This window comes from Mesorhizobium sp. M1004 (genome assembly GCF_040318795.1).
GTDB lineage: Bacteria > Pseudomonadota > Alphaproteobacteria > Rhizobiales > Rhizobiaceae > Mesorhizobium.
Window position 1 is genome coordinate 84,900 of sequence record NZ_JAMYNB010000007.1, and the last position, 14,388, is coordinate 99,287.

18 protein-coding genes are annotated in these 14,388 nt (G+C 58.2%); 5 read left to right on the forward strand and 13 right to left on the reverse strand.

From position 1 onward, the window contains the following. Window position 1: 1 nt before the first annotated feature. Together cyoA and NKH54_RS16310 are read right to left on the reverse strand one after the other, a co-directional pair. Window positions 2-931: a ubiquinol oxidase subunit II gene (gene cyoA, locus NKH54_RS16305; RefSeq protein ID WP_245263729.1), complete on the reverse strand. Its 930-nt coding sequence runs from the start codon at window positions 929-931 to the stop codon at window positions 2-4. Window positions 932-1,164: 233 nt separating this feature from the next. Further along, a complete protein-coding gene (locus NKH54_RS16310) occupies window positions 1,165-2,055 on the reverse strand; it encodes an MBL fold metallo-hydrolase (RefSeq protein ID WP_023668030.1) in 891 nt (296 codons plus the stop codon). 299 nt (window positions 2,056-2,354) lie between these two features. On the opposite strand from NKH54_RS16310, the gene NKH54_RS16315 reads away from it, so the two are divergent. Continuing rightward, complete coding sequence (locus NKH54_RS16315) at window positions 2,355-3,512, forward strand: hypothetical protein (RefSeq protein WP_023668031.1); 1,158 nt, start codon at window positions 2,355-2,357, stop codon at window positions 3,510-3,512. A gap of 69 nt (window positions 3,513-3,581) precedes the next feature. Here NKH54_RS16315 and NKH54_RS16320 read toward each other — a convergent pair whose 3' ends face one another. Genes NKH54_RS16320 through NKH54_RS16330 form a run of 3 tightly spaced genes read right to left on the reverse strand, consistent with a single transcriptional unit; the run spans window position 3,582 to window position 6,468 of the window. Further along, window positions 3,582-4,103, reverse strand: coding sequence for a ferritin-like domain-containing protein (locus NKH54_RS16320; protein WP_023687824.1), 522 nt, complete (start codon window positions 4,101-4,103; stop codon window positions 3,582-3,584). 47 nt (window positions 4,104-4,150) lie between these two features. Then, window positions 4,151-5,293 carry a UDP-galactopyranose mutase gene (glf, locus tag NKH54_RS16325; protein ID WP_023668033.1) on the reverse strand — a complete coding sequence of 381 codons (1,143 nt, stop codon included), beginning with the start codon at window positions 5,291-5,293 and terminating at the stop codon, window positions 4,151-4,153. A gap of 2 nt (window positions 5,294-5,295) precedes the next feature. Further along, entirely contained in the window at window positions 5,296-6,468 is a 1,173-nt protein-coding gene (locus NKH54_RS16330) for a glycosyltransferase family protein (protein ID WP_023704621.1), read from the reverse strand. Between the two features lie 353 nt (window positions 6,469-6,821). Between NKH54_RS16330 and NKH54_RS16335 the strand changes: the two genes are divergently transcribed. Next, complete coding sequence (locus NKH54_RS16335) at window positions 6,822-7,739, forward strand: glycoside hydrolase family protein (RefSeq protein WP_023668035.1); 918 nt, start codon at window positions 6,822-6,824, stop codon at window positions 7,737-7,739. Between the two features lie 290 nt (window positions 7,740-8,029). Here NKH54_RS16335 and NKH54_RS16340 read toward each other — a convergent pair whose 3' ends face one another. Beyond that, the gene (locus NKH54_RS16340) at window positions 8,030-8,332 is read right to left on the reverse strand and encodes a hypothetical protein (protein WP_155929678.1); all 303 of its coding nucleotides are present in this window, start codon (window positions 8,330-8,332) and stop codon (window positions 8,030-8,032) included. Between the two features lie 17 nt (window positions 8,333-8,349). Between NKH54_RS16340 and NKH54_RS16345 the strand changes: the two genes are divergently transcribed. Both NKH54_RS16345 and NKH54_RS16350 read left to right on the forward strand, forming a co-directional pair. Further along, entirely contained in the window at window positions 8,350-8,859 is a 510-nt protein-coding gene (locus tag NKH54_RS16345) for a pyridoxamine 5'-phosphate oxidase family protein (protein ID WP_353028567.1), read from the forward strand. 40 nt (window positions 8,860-8,899) lie between these two features. Then, window positions 8,900-9,499 carry a cupin gene (locus tag NKH54_RS16350; RefSeq protein WP_353028568.1) on the forward strand — a complete coding sequence of 200 codons (600 nt, stop codon included), beginning with the start codon at window positions 8,900-8,902 and terminating at the stop codon, window positions 9,497-9,499. 1 nt (window position 9,500) lies between these two features. Here NKH54_RS16350 and NKH54_RS16355 read toward each other — a convergent pair whose 3' ends face one another. The 6 genes from NKH54_RS16355 to NKH54_RS16380 form a co-directional block, all read right to left on the reverse strand. Then, window positions 9,501-9,797: a SemiSWEET family sugar transporter gene (locus NKH54_RS16355; protein ID WP_023681146.1), complete on the reverse strand. Its 297-nt coding sequence runs from the start codon at window positions 9,795-9,797 to the stop codon at window positions 9,501-9,503. 14 nt (window positions 9,798-9,811) lie between these two features. Further along, complete coding sequence (locus tag NKH54_RS16360) at window positions 9,812-10,261, reverse strand: hypothetical protein (protein ID WP_353028569.1); 450 nt, start codon at window positions 10,259-10,261, stop codon at window positions 9,812-9,814. Window positions 10,262-10,351: 90 nt separating this feature from the next. After that, window positions 10,352-11,128: an exodeoxyribonuclease III gene (gene xth / locus NKH54_RS16365; protein WP_023700027.1), complete on the reverse strand. Its 777-nt coding sequence runs from the start codon at window positions 11,126-11,128 to the stop codon at window positions 10,352-10,354. A 68-nt stretch (window positions 11,129-11,196) separates the two neighbouring features. Continuing rightward, complete coding sequence (locus tag NKH54_RS16370; protein WP_245259911.1) at window positions 11,197-11,409, reverse strand: hypothetical protein; 213 nt, start codon at window positions 11,407-11,409, stop codon at window positions 11,197-11,199. Next, window positions 11,406-11,561, reverse strand: a complete 156-nt coding sequence (locus NKH54_RS16375) for a hypothetical protein (protein ID WP_155929676.1) — start codon at window positions 11,559-11,561, stop codon at window positions 11,406-11,408. Before NKH54_RS16375 ends, NKH54_RS16370 begins: the two co-directional genes overlap by 4 nt. 63 nt (window positions 11,562-11,624) lie before the next feature. Continuing rightward, window positions 11,625-12,152, reverse strand: a complete 528-nt coding sequence (locus NKH54_RS16380; RefSeq protein WP_023681150.1) for a YciE/YciF ferroxidase family protein — start codon at window positions 12,150-12,152, stop codon at window positions 11,625-11,627. Window positions 12,153-12,565: 413 nt separating this feature from the next. Here NKH54_RS16380 and NKH54_RS16385 point away from each other — a divergent pair, with 413 nt between their 5' ends. Further along, the gene (locus NKH54_RS16385; RefSeq protein WP_023700029.1) at window positions 12,566-13,966 is read left to right on the forward strand and encodes a phospholipase D family protein; all 1,401 of its coding nucleotides are present in this window, start codon (window positions 12,566-12,568) and stop codon (window positions 13,964-13,966) included. A gap of 91 nt (window positions 13,967-14,057) precedes the next feature. Here the strand turns inward: NKH54_RS16385 and NKH54_RS16390 are convergent, their stop codons facing one another. Beyond that, complete coding sequence (locus NKH54_RS16390) at window positions 14,058-14,354, reverse strand: hypothetical protein (protein ID WP_023752158.1); 297 nt, start codon at window positions 14,352-14,354, stop codon at window positions 14,058-14,060. Window positions 14,355-14,388 lie beyond the last annotated feature (34 nt).

Consider the following 14,388-nt stretch of genomic DNA (forward strand, 5'->3'; position numbering starts at 1 on the left):
GTCATTCTGCGCCTTGTGGATGATGGGTCATCGTTGCCGCCGCCGCGGGTAATGCCCTTGGGCTCACCTGTGGCTCGCCGCTGGCTGCGCTCTCAGCAGGCCCCGGACCCGGTGGGAGCGTCTGCTGAACGACCGCTTCGAACAGCCCAGGCTGGACATGACCGAAGGAAGCCGGCGCCACATTTGTGCTTTGCCGGGCGAGTTCGCGATAGGCGTTGGCGTTGAGCACGCCGCCCCCGCCACGCAGCGATGACGCCCAGCGGGTGAAGGCATCGGCTGAAACCGCGCTCACACTGAAATTCATATCCGAGAAGCCGTCGCCGCTGAAGTGCGCCGACTGGCCGAAAAAGCTGCCCTCGCGGTCGGCCTGCAGATGCAATTCGGTCTGCATGCCGTTCATGACGTAGACCATGCTGCCAAGCTGGGGCACGAAGAACGTGTTCATCACGCTGGCCGAGGTCAACTTGAAACGCACTGGAACACCGGCGGGGATAACCAGTTGATTGACAGCGCCCACGCCCTGCTCGGGATAGAGGAACAGCCATTTCCAGTCGAGCGCCACCACCTGAATGTCGAGCGGCGGCTGGCTAGAAGGGATCGGTTTGCGCGGATCGAGCTGATACGATCCGTAGTAGATCAGACCGCCAATGAACAGGATGGTGAGCGTCGGGATCGACCAGACGATCAACTCCACGCGTCCCGAATAGGTGAACTCCGGGTTATAGCGGGCGTTGCTGTTCGAGGCGCGGAACTTCCAGGCGAATGCCAGAAGTGCAACAAGCGTGGGAACAACGATCACCAGCATCACCGCCAGCGAGTTCAAAAGGATCGTGCGATTGCCGACGCCAATTGGTCCTTGGGGATCGAGCACTCCCCCCGCGCAACCGGGCAAGAATGCGCCTCCGAGGATCCAGAGCAGTTGGCGTGTCAACTTAGGGCTGGATGGCAACAACACCGGTTCTGCAATCTCTCTTTGCGGGAACGCGTGCTAGGGGCATGCGTTCATCGGGTTTCCATCTGAGCCTCCCCATGGCGCGGAACCTCGCGGCACTTCGCAGGGTGTCGCCCCCTGAGCGAGTGCCCCAACTGTCGCCGGCCGGGTTTGTTCCGCTGGACCGAGTTACTCTGTCCGATGGTCCCGCGTTGGCCAATCCGACCATAATTTCAGAACGATGGCGGCTCGATTGGCCTAGCTATCGGCGACGCTGGCTCGCGCACGAATTTCAATTTCGGCGGGACGGCGAATACCCTGAATCGCTCAGCCAGGTTATCGAGAGCCTGCCGCATGCCCACTCCCGCAGCAGCCGCACCGTGTCCACTGATGACCATCTGGGGACCCAAGGCAGCCAGATGCTTCACGGACCTTTCCGCTGCATCCCAGTCTGGCGTGAAATAGCGCGGCGGACCGTGCATCTCGAGATCCTGAATGGCGACTTCATAGACCGACTCCTGACCGGTGGTGATGAAAGCGTCTCCTACAATGAGCGAGCGGTCTTGCTCGCGCCAGAGCGAGATATGCCCAGGGGCATGTCCGGGTGTGTGCAGCCATTGCCATCCGGGCATTCCGGGGATCGATCCATCGGCGGGCAAGGGTTGCAAACGGCTGCCAAGATCGATTGGCCCGCGTGGAAAAAGCGGTGAAAGCAGCGCCATCAGTCCACCCCCAACCCAGGGATCCGGTGGCGGATAGGATGTGGTTCCGTCCAAATAGGGGTGCTCGAGTGGATGGGCGAAGACAGGCACGTCCCAGCCATTTGCGAGTTCTAGAACCGTTCCCACATGGTCGAAATGGCCATGGGTCAGGATGATTGCAGCCGGCCGTGCGTTAACGCCGAACCGCTTTTCCGCGACCGCTAGAATGCTGCTGCGAGACGTCGGCAACCCGGTATCGATCAGCACCCAGTTCCGATCTCCGCTGCCCGGTGCGCCGAAGAACACGACATTGACGATTGCTAGCCGCAAGTAACCCAGGTCCGGTGCGATGCTCCAAGCGCCGTCGCCACGATCCTCGCGCCTGGCGTGGTCGATCTCGGAAAGTCGAATCTGAACGGTCATGTGATCCCATGCCTCTGTTGTTGCCGAGCAGCCGCTCGAGTGGATGACGGCGGCTGTACATCGCCCCGAACTTGGGACGGGCCTCCTTGTTCCTCATTTGCACGCGGCGCCCGGACAGTTCACCACCGGAACAAAGGCTCTACCAATGGGTTCGGCACTACCCGGCCACGCAAGGACGAGCTGGACTGAGCAACGAACATGGGGCGCGCCCGACTGAATTCGGTATTTCGCCAACGCGGTTCCCGGTCCGGACAAGGCGGCCGAGTTCGAAGCCGATTGCCCAAAGGAGACTTCGAAAAATGAGCGAAGTGGGACGCCAGACGGAGGCCTCGGTTCCGGAAGCTTCGCGCTTCGCCAGTTTTTTCATGGCAGGCTTTGAATGCTCCTCGCACCGGCGCAAGGACGGCGTTCGCCTCGATCTTATTCGTGCGACCTCGCATAATTTGCATGCCCTGGGCGACTACCGCGGCTGCGCCGAACTCGGCCTTCGCACCATCCGCGACGGCCTGCGTTGGCATTTGATCGAAACCGCTCCCGGAACCTATGACTGGTCAAGTTGGGCGCCAATGGTGGAGGCAGCCCGATCGGCAGGTGTTCAGGTAATCTGGGACATCTTTCACTACGGATCTCCGGACCATGTCGATCAGGGCTCGCTGCATTTCATCGACGCCTATGCCTCGTTCGCGGCAGAAGCCGTCAAGGTACACCGTTCGATCACCGGAACATCGCCTCTGTTGTGTCCCATCAACGAAATCTCCTTTTTCGCATGGGCTGTTGAGGTCGGCTATTTCCCGCGCGTGGGGCCGAACAAACGTGGATGGTTCAAGCGGCACCTCGTGAAGGCCGCCATCGCGGGTGTTCGTGCAATGCGGGAGATCGACCCCGCCTGCAGATTTGTCTGGGCCGAGCCGCTTATCCATATCGCCCCTCGCGACCGAACCCGCAGCGAACGGCGCCGGGCCGAAAACGCCCGACAGGGGCAGTTCGAAGCTTACGACATGTTGCTGGGCCGCGTCGAACCTGAGTTGGGCGGGAGCGAAGATGTTGTCGATGTCGTGGGCTTGAATTTTTATCCGCACAATCAATGGTACGTAAACGGGCCGACGATTCCGATGGGACACCACGAGTACCGCGCCCTGTCGGAAATGTTGCTAGAAGTTGCTCATCGATACGGCAAGCCGATGTTCATTGCGGAGACCGGCTCCGAGGGATCCGGCGGGCCGGCTTGGCTCCATTATGTCTGCGACGAGGTGCGTTCCGCAATCAGTCTCGGAGCGCCGATCGAGGGTATTTGCCTGTACCCGATAACGGCCTACCCGGGCTGGGACAATTCGCGACATGCCGAGGTCGGTTTGTTTTCCGTCATCCAGGCTGACGGCAGGCGACACCTGCGCAAACCCACAGCAGATGAACTGGCCCGTCAGCAAGGTCTTCTCGTGGCGGACACGACACCTTGAAGAGGCCTAAAACGAGGGAGGGGCGGGCGAGCGTCTGTCTCGAAACGCCGCCCGCGCCGGTGCGGTGCATCAGCTTTTTGCAGTCGCCCCAGCCTCGCGCAGCCTGGCATATCGCATGGTAACGTCGCTCAGATTTTCCTTGAGCCAGTTGGCCATGGCTTCCTCTTCGTTCAGGTTCTGCTTGAGGGCCCTTTCAGCATCCTGGAAGCCCCCGGCGTCGGCCAGTACCAGCAGCGAATTGTAGGCAGCGATCTCGTAGTTCTCGAATGCGAAATTCGCCAGGCTGTTCTTGATGATCTCGTCGCCGGCCATCGAATGTCCAATGGCGGCCACGCTGCCAACCATCGACAAGGCAGTGTCCTTGAGGGTGGAGTGCTCCTCGCCAAGGCCCTCCAGGACGGACTCGAGTCTCGTGATCTGGCCTTCGGTTTCCTGAATGTGCCGGCGCAAGCGATCGGCCACCTCCGGATAGTTCTCTATACGCTCGACCTGAGGCTTCATGATCGACAGCGCTTGATTTTCCATGGCGTGCGCGTTGCGCAAGCCGACGATAAATATCTCACGGCTTTCCGAGTTGAAGTTTGTATCCATCGAGTTTCTCCTTCTGATACCCGCCCGATCTTCCGTCTTGAAAGAAACTATCTTCTCGGCTCGGCCAACAACGGCTCGTCCGTGCGCGCCCAGGCCGGGAGGCTTTTTTGGATGCGCGAGAAAGTGGCCAGAGCCTGTCCGACTACCTGGTCCATGTTGTAATAGCGGTAAGTTGCAAGCCGACCGACAAACCACACGTCTGGGCAGCTTGCCGCGAGCGCTTCATAGCGCTTGTAGAGCACTTCGTTTTCGGGCCGGGGCACGGGATAGTACGGGTCCCCGATGTCCGTGGGGTATTCGTAGGTCAGGCTGGTCCGCGAACTCTGCTGGCCGGTCAGATGTTTGTACTCGGTAATGCGCGTGTAATCTTCCGTCTGGGGATAATTGACCACGGCAACCGGCTGAAATTGCTCGCAATCCAGTGTAACGTGCTCGAAACGAAGCGAACGGTACGGAAGGTGCCCGAGCTGCCAGCCGAAATATTCATCGATCGGGCCGGTATAAACCATGCGCCTGAACGGTATCTTCTCACGAATTTCACGGAAGTCGGTCTGCAGCATGATCTTGATGTTCGGATGATCGAGCATGCGTTCGAACATCCGCGTGTACCCGCCGGCCGGCATTTTCTGGAAGCTGTCGCTGAAATAGCGGTCGTCACGGTTGGTCCTGGTCGGCACTCGTGCCGTCACGGATTTGCTCAGCTGACTGGGATCGACGCCCCATTGCTTTCTTGTGTAGCCGCGGAAGAATTTTTCATAGAGCTCGCGCCCCACGGTGCTGACGACGACGTCCTCAGCCGTTCGGACATCCTCCACCGTTTCGCGTCGCGACGCGAAGAAATCCTCCAGCTGTGCCGAGGTCAGGTCTAGCCCGTAAAGCCGGTTGATGGTGTCGAGATTGATCGGGATGGGAACCAGTTGCCCGTCCACGGCCGCCAACACCCTGTGCTCGTACGGCCGCCATTGCGTGAACTGCGAAAGGTGGTCCACGATCGTTTGGCTGTTGGTGTGGAAGATGTGCGGGCCGTAGCGATGGATGAGGATGCCGGCTTCATTGTAGCAGTCGTAGGCGTTGCCTCCCACATGGCTGCGGCGATCGATCAGCAAAACGCTTTCCTGACGCTGCGACGCTATCCGTTCGGCAAGCACACTGCCGGCGAAACCCGCGCCGACGATCAGCCAATCGAACATGGCTATGCACTCCTGCGAAGGGGCACGACCTTCTTGCGTTGGTAGGCGCGCTCAATGTGAGCTGCCATGGCATTCCATGTCCGTTCCCAGGACATGTCCGCAAGATAGGCATCGACTTGCTGCAGGAGCATCTGACGCGGTCGCGAAAGGACGGAGCGCAGCTTGATTTCCAGATCGTCACAGTCGGCGATTTCCACCAGCCCGGCAGCACCGTAACTGCGCACCACGTCGACGATTGCCGTCGAGATCACCGGCAGACCCGCCGCGAGAAATTCCGGCGTCTTGGTCGGGCTGATGAAACGCGTCGCCTCGTTGAGGGCAAACGGCATCCATCCGGCGTCCCAATGGCGCAAATAGTCGGGCAGATCGCAGTAGGCTTTCGGGCCAAGCCAATGCAGGTTTTCGGCTTGCGGCAGGCTTGCAGGGTCGATCTTGACAACCGGACCGAGCATGACGAAATGCACGTCCGGCATTGTCTTTGCCGCTAGCGCCACGAGATCGACGTCCAGCCGCTCGTCGATGACGCCGAAATATCCAACCCTCGGGGAAGGAATGCCCGCCTGGTCGGCTGGGTCCCTTCCTGGCCGTCTTGCGGTGTGAAAGTGCCTCACATCGATGCTGCTCGGAAATGGAAAGATGGCGGGATGGAGGTGACGCTTGGTCTCGAACAAGCTTAGACCACCGGTGAAAACCAGATCCGCGCGGCGCAGAAGCGCCTTTTCCATCTGGCCCAGCTCGGGGGGCGCATTCCTGAACGCAGAGAGTTCGTCCATGCAGTCATAGACGCATATGTCTGGGTCGAGGAATTCCGTAAAGCGAAGAGCCATTGGGGTGTAGTACCAGGCGATCAGCCGGCTATGCGGCATAGAAGCGATGGTCTGCTGCACAAATCTCCGCTGGACGGCATCTGCTTTCGCGGCCGACGTGCCAAGCGGCAGCACTGGTGTGACAATCAGAATGTTTTCCGATGCCACGCTCGTCCGCATCAGCGGCTGCGGCAATTCTTCGAAAACGGGTTCTTCAAAGTAGACCACTCGCTGCTGAGCGGATGCGAGAGTGAGGAGATGCTGCGGACGCTGGTGAACAAAATTCCATCGTAAGTGGGAGAAGCAAACCAGTATATTTTCGCGACGAACATATTGACTGCCGGTTACCCCGCCAAAGGCCGCTTCCATTGACATACTCCCTCTGTGACACTATTTATGTTACGATTAACATTTGTTAATCGCGAATGGAGAGAACTACTTAGTTCCAGCTCCTAACTTTCGATCAGGTGAGTTGTTCCAACTGAAATGAAGAAGGCCCGGTCGCCCGCTTGGTCCACGCACGAAGCGGGATCTGGTTGCGTAGGCGAGGGCGGCTGTCGGGACCCGGCCGCCACTGAAAGCGTGGTTGAACGACGAATGCTGGTGGACAGCGGCATTGCCGTATTTGCGTTCAACTCGTTGGCTATAGAATGTGCCTAACATCAATGATTCGCCTGTATCTCTGCGCGTCTCCGACTGCCGAGGCGAATTCCGGGGCTGACATGAACATCAACTTTGAAACCAACGTTTTTCCACTGTTTCATCCGCAAAGCGTGGATGATCTCAAGGACCCGTGTCCTGTCTTCGATGGCCGTGTCTGGCACGTCTTCGGGTCAAGCGGCACGGTCACCACCGAGACGTGGAGAATCTTGCATGCCACGGCGCCCGATCTTTATGGGCCGTGGGCCGAGCATGATCCGATCGAACTTCCAATCAACGGCACTGGTGTTGCGGCTCCCGGTGTGACCCACGAGTGCGGCGTCTTCCACATGTTCATTCAGACGGAATTCATGAAGTCGGGTGGCCGTTGCGAGCATGCGGTTTCCAACGACGGGTTCCATTGGGTAGTCCTCAGTCCGGCCATTCTGGCCATCCCGGACACGGAAGAGGACGGCATTTACGATCCGCATCCAGCAGTCATTGGCGGTGGGCGCTACCTGGTTTATTCGGCGATGCCAAAATTCACCAGGGTGCCTCAGCCCGACATCTATCTGGCACGTAGCCAGTCCGACTCGTGGTTCGGTCCGTGGAAGCGGATCGGCAAAATCCTCGACCACAACGATGTTCCCCACCATAACACCAGAGATGATCCCGACTACGAATGGGGCATTGAGGGCGCGCAACTGATCGAGCTGCCGGACGGCCGGGTGCTTCTCAACGCCACTTGCTTTCTTCCGAATGGCCTTCGGGGAAACCGGCAACGGGTGTTTTTTGCCATCGCCGACGAGGTCAGCGGGCCTTACGTTTCGATCGGCCCGGTGCTGGAGCCAGGTCAACCGGGCGAGAACGGCCACTCGACAGTGATGATCGATGGCAGTCAGCTTTCACTGTTCTACCAGAGCCGGGTTGCCACAACCGATCACCGATGGCGCTATGGTTTAGCCAGATGCGACGTCGCTCTCTTTTCAAAGGTCGCGTAATTTCCAGGCTGCCATTAGCGCCTTCAGGCGGATGCGCGTCATGCGGCCATGAAACTCCTGAGGGTTGAAGGTGATCCGTGTCGGTGACGGCAAGTAAAGTGTCATCCGACGCAGTAGGAGACACGACATGGCCGATGCGGATTGACGATTGCCGCGATCGCACTTGGCGGGCGGCAAGTCGGGAAGGCCGGCCCTAACTCTGTCGCTCTTAGCGAAATGACTTGAGCCGTTCGTCAATTTTCTCCGTGGCATTGATGACACCGCCAGATGCCCTGCCAATGAGCTCATAGCTATTTCTTCGGTCCCTTGACAGGGAATGTCGCGTCGCCGTCTTTTTTGCCGGAGATCACCCGCGGATCGGCGCTGGCGACGCCATCGCTTCCGCCGCCCTTGTGGTCCTTTTCCGACTGACCCTTTGCGTCCTGCTCGGGTGTCCGTTTTGATGTTCGAAGCGTCTTGTCCGCCATCATGGCCTCGCGTTTGCCATCCAAACTTCCGGCAATTTCGAAAGTTCCACCGCCGCTTAGCAGGTCGAAGGAACCAGTGAGTTGGAACGTCGTGGCGGGACGTGAGTTGTCAGCAAGGATATTCACCCGCAGGAGGACATCTTATGGCTAACCGCCGAGAGCAGCAGACGGACCTCACGCCCGCCGAGGCAACAGACCGCATCTGGGAACTCGCCGAAAACATCGACGTCTGCTTGTTCGTTACCTGGGACGGCGAGTACAATCGAGCCCGTCCGCTATCTGCGCGTGTGGTCCGTGAGGAAAACGCCATATACTTCCTCGTCAATGACGACAGCGCCAAGAGCAAGCAGCTGTCGACCTATCCAAAGGTCACATTGGCCTGGAGTGACAACAGCCACTACAAATACGTCACGATGTCAGGCCCGGCCACAGTGACAAATGACAGGGAAAAGATCGCCGAGCTCTGGGAGAAAACTGACTCAGCCTGGTGGGATAATGCCGATGATCCCGAGATTCGTCTGATAACGGTGAAACCCGAGGAAGGCGAATTGTGGGACAGCCCGGGGCTAATGATGGCTACCGCAACGATGGTGTTTGCGGCCGTTACCGGCGCCAAGCCGAATGTGGGCGACAACGCAAAGGTCGAGCTCTGAGCGAGCGGCTAAACTAACCTCTGCTTTAGAGGCAGCGTCGATGAGCATTTTGGAAACCAGCAAGAAAGTGATCGAGAACGTCACCGGTTTCGCAAGACCGCGCAAGCAAGCTGTCGCCGGATTTGTGAGGCAGCGAAAGTCGAATGAGTTCTGGTTCAAGGATGATGGACTTGTACCCAATAATCCAGCATGGCCGCTCGTCGTTTATCGAGGCGCCGTCGAATTGCCCGAAGGACTTGATCCAGCAGCCGTCATGGAGGTGCTTTTCGATGCAAACGGATGGGGCGATAGCTGGCGAAACGGCATCTATGATTACGTTCACTATCATTCGCAAATACACGAGGTTCTGGGCATTGCCCGCGGAAATGCTGAAGTCCGGTTTGGGGGCAAGAAAGGACGAACGCTGTCGCTGAAGGCTGGCGACGTCGCGGTCCTCCCGGCAGGCACCGGGCACCAATGCCTCTCGGCATCCGATGATTTTTTGGTTGTCGGCGCGTATCCTCCGTTTGGGACTTATGACGAATGTAGGAGCAAGGATCAGCATAGCGATGCGCTCGCAACCATCCCCAGCGTGGGGCGTCCGCGCAAGGATCCTGCATATGGCAGCCAAGGTCCGCTGCTGAAAAGTTGGAAGCGTTAATTTAGTCGTCGGGGTCGAAAGCCTTGGCAACTGCATCTTTCTCAGCCTGCGGCAGGACTGTCATTGTGAGAATGAACGCTGACAGCAGGAGACAAACGCCATTCGTGATTATGATCGGCCACTCTGCCTTCATGATGCCGAAGGCCAGCCACAAGGCGAACCCCAACACAGTGATGGCATACGTCGGTGCGGAGATGCCGCTTGTCTCTCGTGTCCTGATGATTTTCCAGGCTTGCGGGGTGAAACTGCTCATCGAGCAGACGGTCGCGAGATAGCCGATGAGCGTGACTGTCTGCATGGAAGCGGCCTGCCCTACGTCGCAAATACGCGCTTGAGATCAGATACGCGGACCACGCCGTGCTGGCTGACAAAGGTCAGGGTGGAGTCCGTGCTCTGGCTCTGCGAAACACCGGATATGCGATGGTCGCCTGTGTCATAAATCTCCATCTTTCCATGATCGTCGATGACCAGGCGGCTTCGCTCAGGAAACGCTGCGTAGCGCATATTGTTTTGAGAACCAGCGGCAGACGGGCTCCCAAACTCCTCAGGCCACCATGAGCCGGCGTGGGCCATAGCTGCAGAACGATAGCTCGTGTCGTCGCGTTGTGGCTTGGCGGGATGATCGCGCAGGTAGGCCGAGAGCTCCGCCGCGATAGCGTTGAGCTTCGCCTTGAGGCTGTCATTGAACATGTCGCCGACCATCGTCATGCCGGAGGACCATTGTGACATTCCTCCGAAGTCGACGTGGCTGAACTGGGCCATGGTTCCACCACCACGCCGCAACGCCTACATGCGGCCAAATCTAATCACGAAGGAGCGCCACCAGGTCTTCAGGCTCCTTGCCGAGGAAGCTCAATCAAGTTCTATCCAGGCTGGCGCATGATCGCTCGGCTTGTCCCATGCACGCGTTTCGGCATCTACTCCGGCATTCTTCAGGCGATCCAATAGGGATGAACTCAGCAAGAGATGGTCCATCCGGAGCCCGGAACTCCGATCGTACCCGCCGCGGTAGGAGAAGTTCCAATAGGTGTAAATTCCCTTTTCTGGATGAATGCGACGGACGGCATCGATCCAGCCCTGAGCAAGCATTTCGGCGTACGCGCTCCGGCTCTCGGGGAAGTAAACGGCATCGCCAACCCAGCGCCCCGGCACCGCCGCGTCGATCGAGCCTGGAACGACGTTATAGTCGCCGCACAGGATGGTCGGTGAGCTATCGCCGAGCAGCACCTGGCCATAGGTGATCAAACGTTGGAACCAGCGAAGTTTGTAGTCGAACTTCGGCCCCGGCGCTGGATTGCCATTGGGCAAATACAGGCAGCCGACAACAAGCCCATTCACATCTGCCTCGATGTAGCGGCTGTGCGAATCGTCGGGATCGCCCGGCAGACCTCGACGACGTTCCAGCGGCTCAATCCCGCGAGCGAGGATTGCCACGCCATTGTAGGACTTCTGTCCGTGCCAGATTGCGCCATAGCCGGCGTTTCTAATCGCATCGACGGGATATTTTTCGTCAGAGGTCTTCAGTTCTTGAAGGCAGACGATGTCATAGCCGGTTTCGCCAAGCCACTTGAGAAGCACTGGCAGTCGGCCGTTGACGCCATTGACGTTGAAGGTTGCGATGCGGGTCATCTCGACGATTTAACGTCTTTGCGCCGCTTCGATGCGACATAGGGTCGGTAGCCAAATCTTGCCTTTTGTCATCGTCCATCTGCATTTTTGCTCGAAGCATTGGTGCTTTGACCGGAAGCAGCGGATGTCTTTGCATCTTTGGAATGCGCGGCAATCGCCGGACCCGCGCCGGTAGCTTTACGCATATCGCCGCTCCCCTTGCCGTCAGTCGATTTCTTGCTCAACAGTCCTGAGAAATATTTTCCAAAGAAGCCCATCCGACTCTCCATCTTGGCGCTCATTCGGCGCCTTTGCGGGCCCTGAACTCATCTCTGCGCTGTTCTCGCAACTGCCGAGGATCGCTGCGCGAACCACCAAGGGCGCGGCGCCTGACCAGCGCGGCCGAACATTCAAGCAGGAAACATTCCAGTCCTTTGTAGATATGCGTGATCATGTCCTTCATCTCCCGGGACCGCCTCGGCACATAGGTCGCCGAGGCGGTTGGGTAGGCGATCAATCAAGCCGCTTTCCGTTCTGCCGCTCGTTCGTTGACGCCGGCTTCACCGAGGGCAGTCAGCGCCTCGTCGGTGGCCTTCTCCTCCTCAAGTGTCGCATTGAGGAGCGCAACCACGTCATCCTTGCCGAGCGTCGTAGCCCAGGCAATCAGGGTTCCATACCTGGCAATCTCATAGTGCTCCACGGCTTGCGCGGCACCGACGAGCCCTGCATCGAGCGAAGTCGAACCCTTGTACTCCTGAAGGATTTCAGATCCTTCCTCCAGGATGCCGTCGATCGCCGGGCAGGTTTTGCCGCGCGCGGCCGCGCCGAGAATCTCGAAGACCTCCTCCAGACGTTCGACCTGCCCCTCGGTTTCAGCGAGGTGCTTCTCGAATGCTGCCGAAACTTGCTCTTCGGATGCGCCTTTGGCCATCTTCGGCAAGGCTTTCAGAATTTTCTTCTCGGCATAGTAGATGTCTTTGAGGCCATCGAGGAAAAGGTCCTCCAGGTCCTTGTTGTTGCCATTGGCTTTCTTGGCAGTGGGCATTGTGCCGTCTCCTCTGTTGAAAATTGCCCGTCGCGAGCATTTTCTTAACTCGGAAACCCGAACCCGGTTCCGGGATAATGGAGATATCTAAATTTAAAGGGTCCTGCGCTTCACTGAGAACAACGACCACGTCATTCTCGTCGAAGAGCCGCGGCGGGGCGCACGCCATCGGGCTCCCGCCAACGGTCGTGCGGTCTGACTGCAGGAGACGCAAGTTCCGCGGCGGCAGCAGAGCAGTCGGGGCAACGCCTCTCAAGCCTCCTGACCGCTCTGCAGCCGCTTGATTGCTGGCCCTGCTTGCATCCAGCAATTGGGTGATTGGACAATGCGTATGCAACCAGAATACCTCAGAATGGTTCTAGCTATGATTTGAGCGGGATGGCAGCGAGCACCGTCCAAAGGTGGCAATTTTTATGGACGTATCACTTTCGCGAACCGCAGACGACAACATCAAAACCGGCAAGAGCGGCTTGCTGCTTGTCTCGGACAATTATGACGCTTTCGCTGTGCGCGTGCTGGCGGCAAGGAGCGCTGAGCGCAGCCTCGACCTGATGTATTACCTTTGGCATGATGACCACACCGGCCGCTTGCTGCTTCGCGAGGTTTTTCGAGCTGCTGAGCGCGGTGTTCGGGTGCGCATGCTCCTTGACGACGTCAATCCGCGTAAAAATGATGCGGCATATCTGGCGCTGAACAACCATCCAAACATCGAATTGAAGTTGTTCAATCCGAGCGGTATCAGGCGCGGCCGGATCATGCGTGGTGTGGAAGTGCTGTTGCGGCTCTTTGCATTGACGCGACGGATGCACAACAAGGCTTGGATCGTTGACGACAAATTTGCCATTGTCGGCGGTCGGAATGTTGGCGATGCCTATTTCGATGCGGCAGAAACCAATTTCCGGGACCTCGATCTGCTGCTCCTGGGGCCTGCGGTACGGCAAACCGCGGCGATATTCGATGCCTTCTGGGCTTGCAATGAAGCCAAGCCAATCAAAACCTTGGGATCAGTGGCTGAGCATGAGCATGCCAAATGGCTTGAAGGAAGCGATACCGGCCCCGATCCCAAATTCTTGAACGGCATCGGCAACCGGGGCTCGATCACGGAGTTTATTGCGGCCAGCAACGACGTTCATTGGGTGGATGGCGTGCGGGTCATTTCCGATCCGCCGGAGAAGGTTCGTGGTTGGAGACGTCGCAGCTGGCTTATGAAAGAGCTGCGTCCGATCATCCAATCCACGCGCGGGTGTCTGGAAATTGTGTCGCCCTATTTCATCCCCGGCAAAAGGGGCACAGCGATCTTGCTGGACCTTGTCGGCGCCGGTGTTGACGTTTCGGTTCTGACCAATTCCCTGGCCGCCACGGACGTCGCCGCAGTCCATGGCGCTTACGCAAATTATCGCAAGCGGCTGCTGAGGAATGGCGTCAATATTTTCGAGCTTCAGCCGTTCAACCGGCGCTCCGCAATCTCGGTGTTTGGCTCGAAGGGCGCCAGTCTGCATACGAAAGCTTTCACCGTCGACGACAATATCGGCTTCGTCGGTTCCTTCAATTTCGATCCACGGTCAGTGTCCTTGAACTCGGAAATGGGCGTGCTGTTTGAGGATCCGAAATTGGTCGCCGAGCTGCGGCATCGATTCCAATCGGAAATATCTCCGGAAACAAGCTATCGGCTCGAACTGAAGCACAATGTTCTGCATTGGCATGGATGCGGCGAAGGCAAGATTCAGGACTATACGCATGAACCAGAAGCCGGATTTTTTCGCCGTATCCTGGCGGTCTTCGTCCGTCACCTCCCGATCGAATCTCAGCTCTAGCATCCGACGATGGCCGAGGACCTCGCGATCTCAGCAAATTGCCCTGCCGGGGATCGCGTGAGCGAAACGTGAAACCCTGATCTACCACGGGTCAGCCAGACCGCATCACACCCGGTTCTTCGACAACCGCGTCGCCAGTCCCATGCTGTCCGGCGTCCGGATCACTCGGCAACACGTCGGAAAAATTGACTGTGGCGACCAGATATCCGGCTTCATCGTAGACCTTGATAGTCGATCCCGATTGCTTGGTTCCTGACCCAGGTTCCGCCGCCACCGCTACGCGCGCCATCTCTATTGCTCTTGGACTGGCCATCTCCGCACTCGCTAGCTCTTCCTGGAAAGCAGTAGTCTGGCCGGATACTGTCGTCTCAAAGCGAAATTTTGGCATGGGCAACCTCCTGTTCCTATGCAATTCCGGTGTC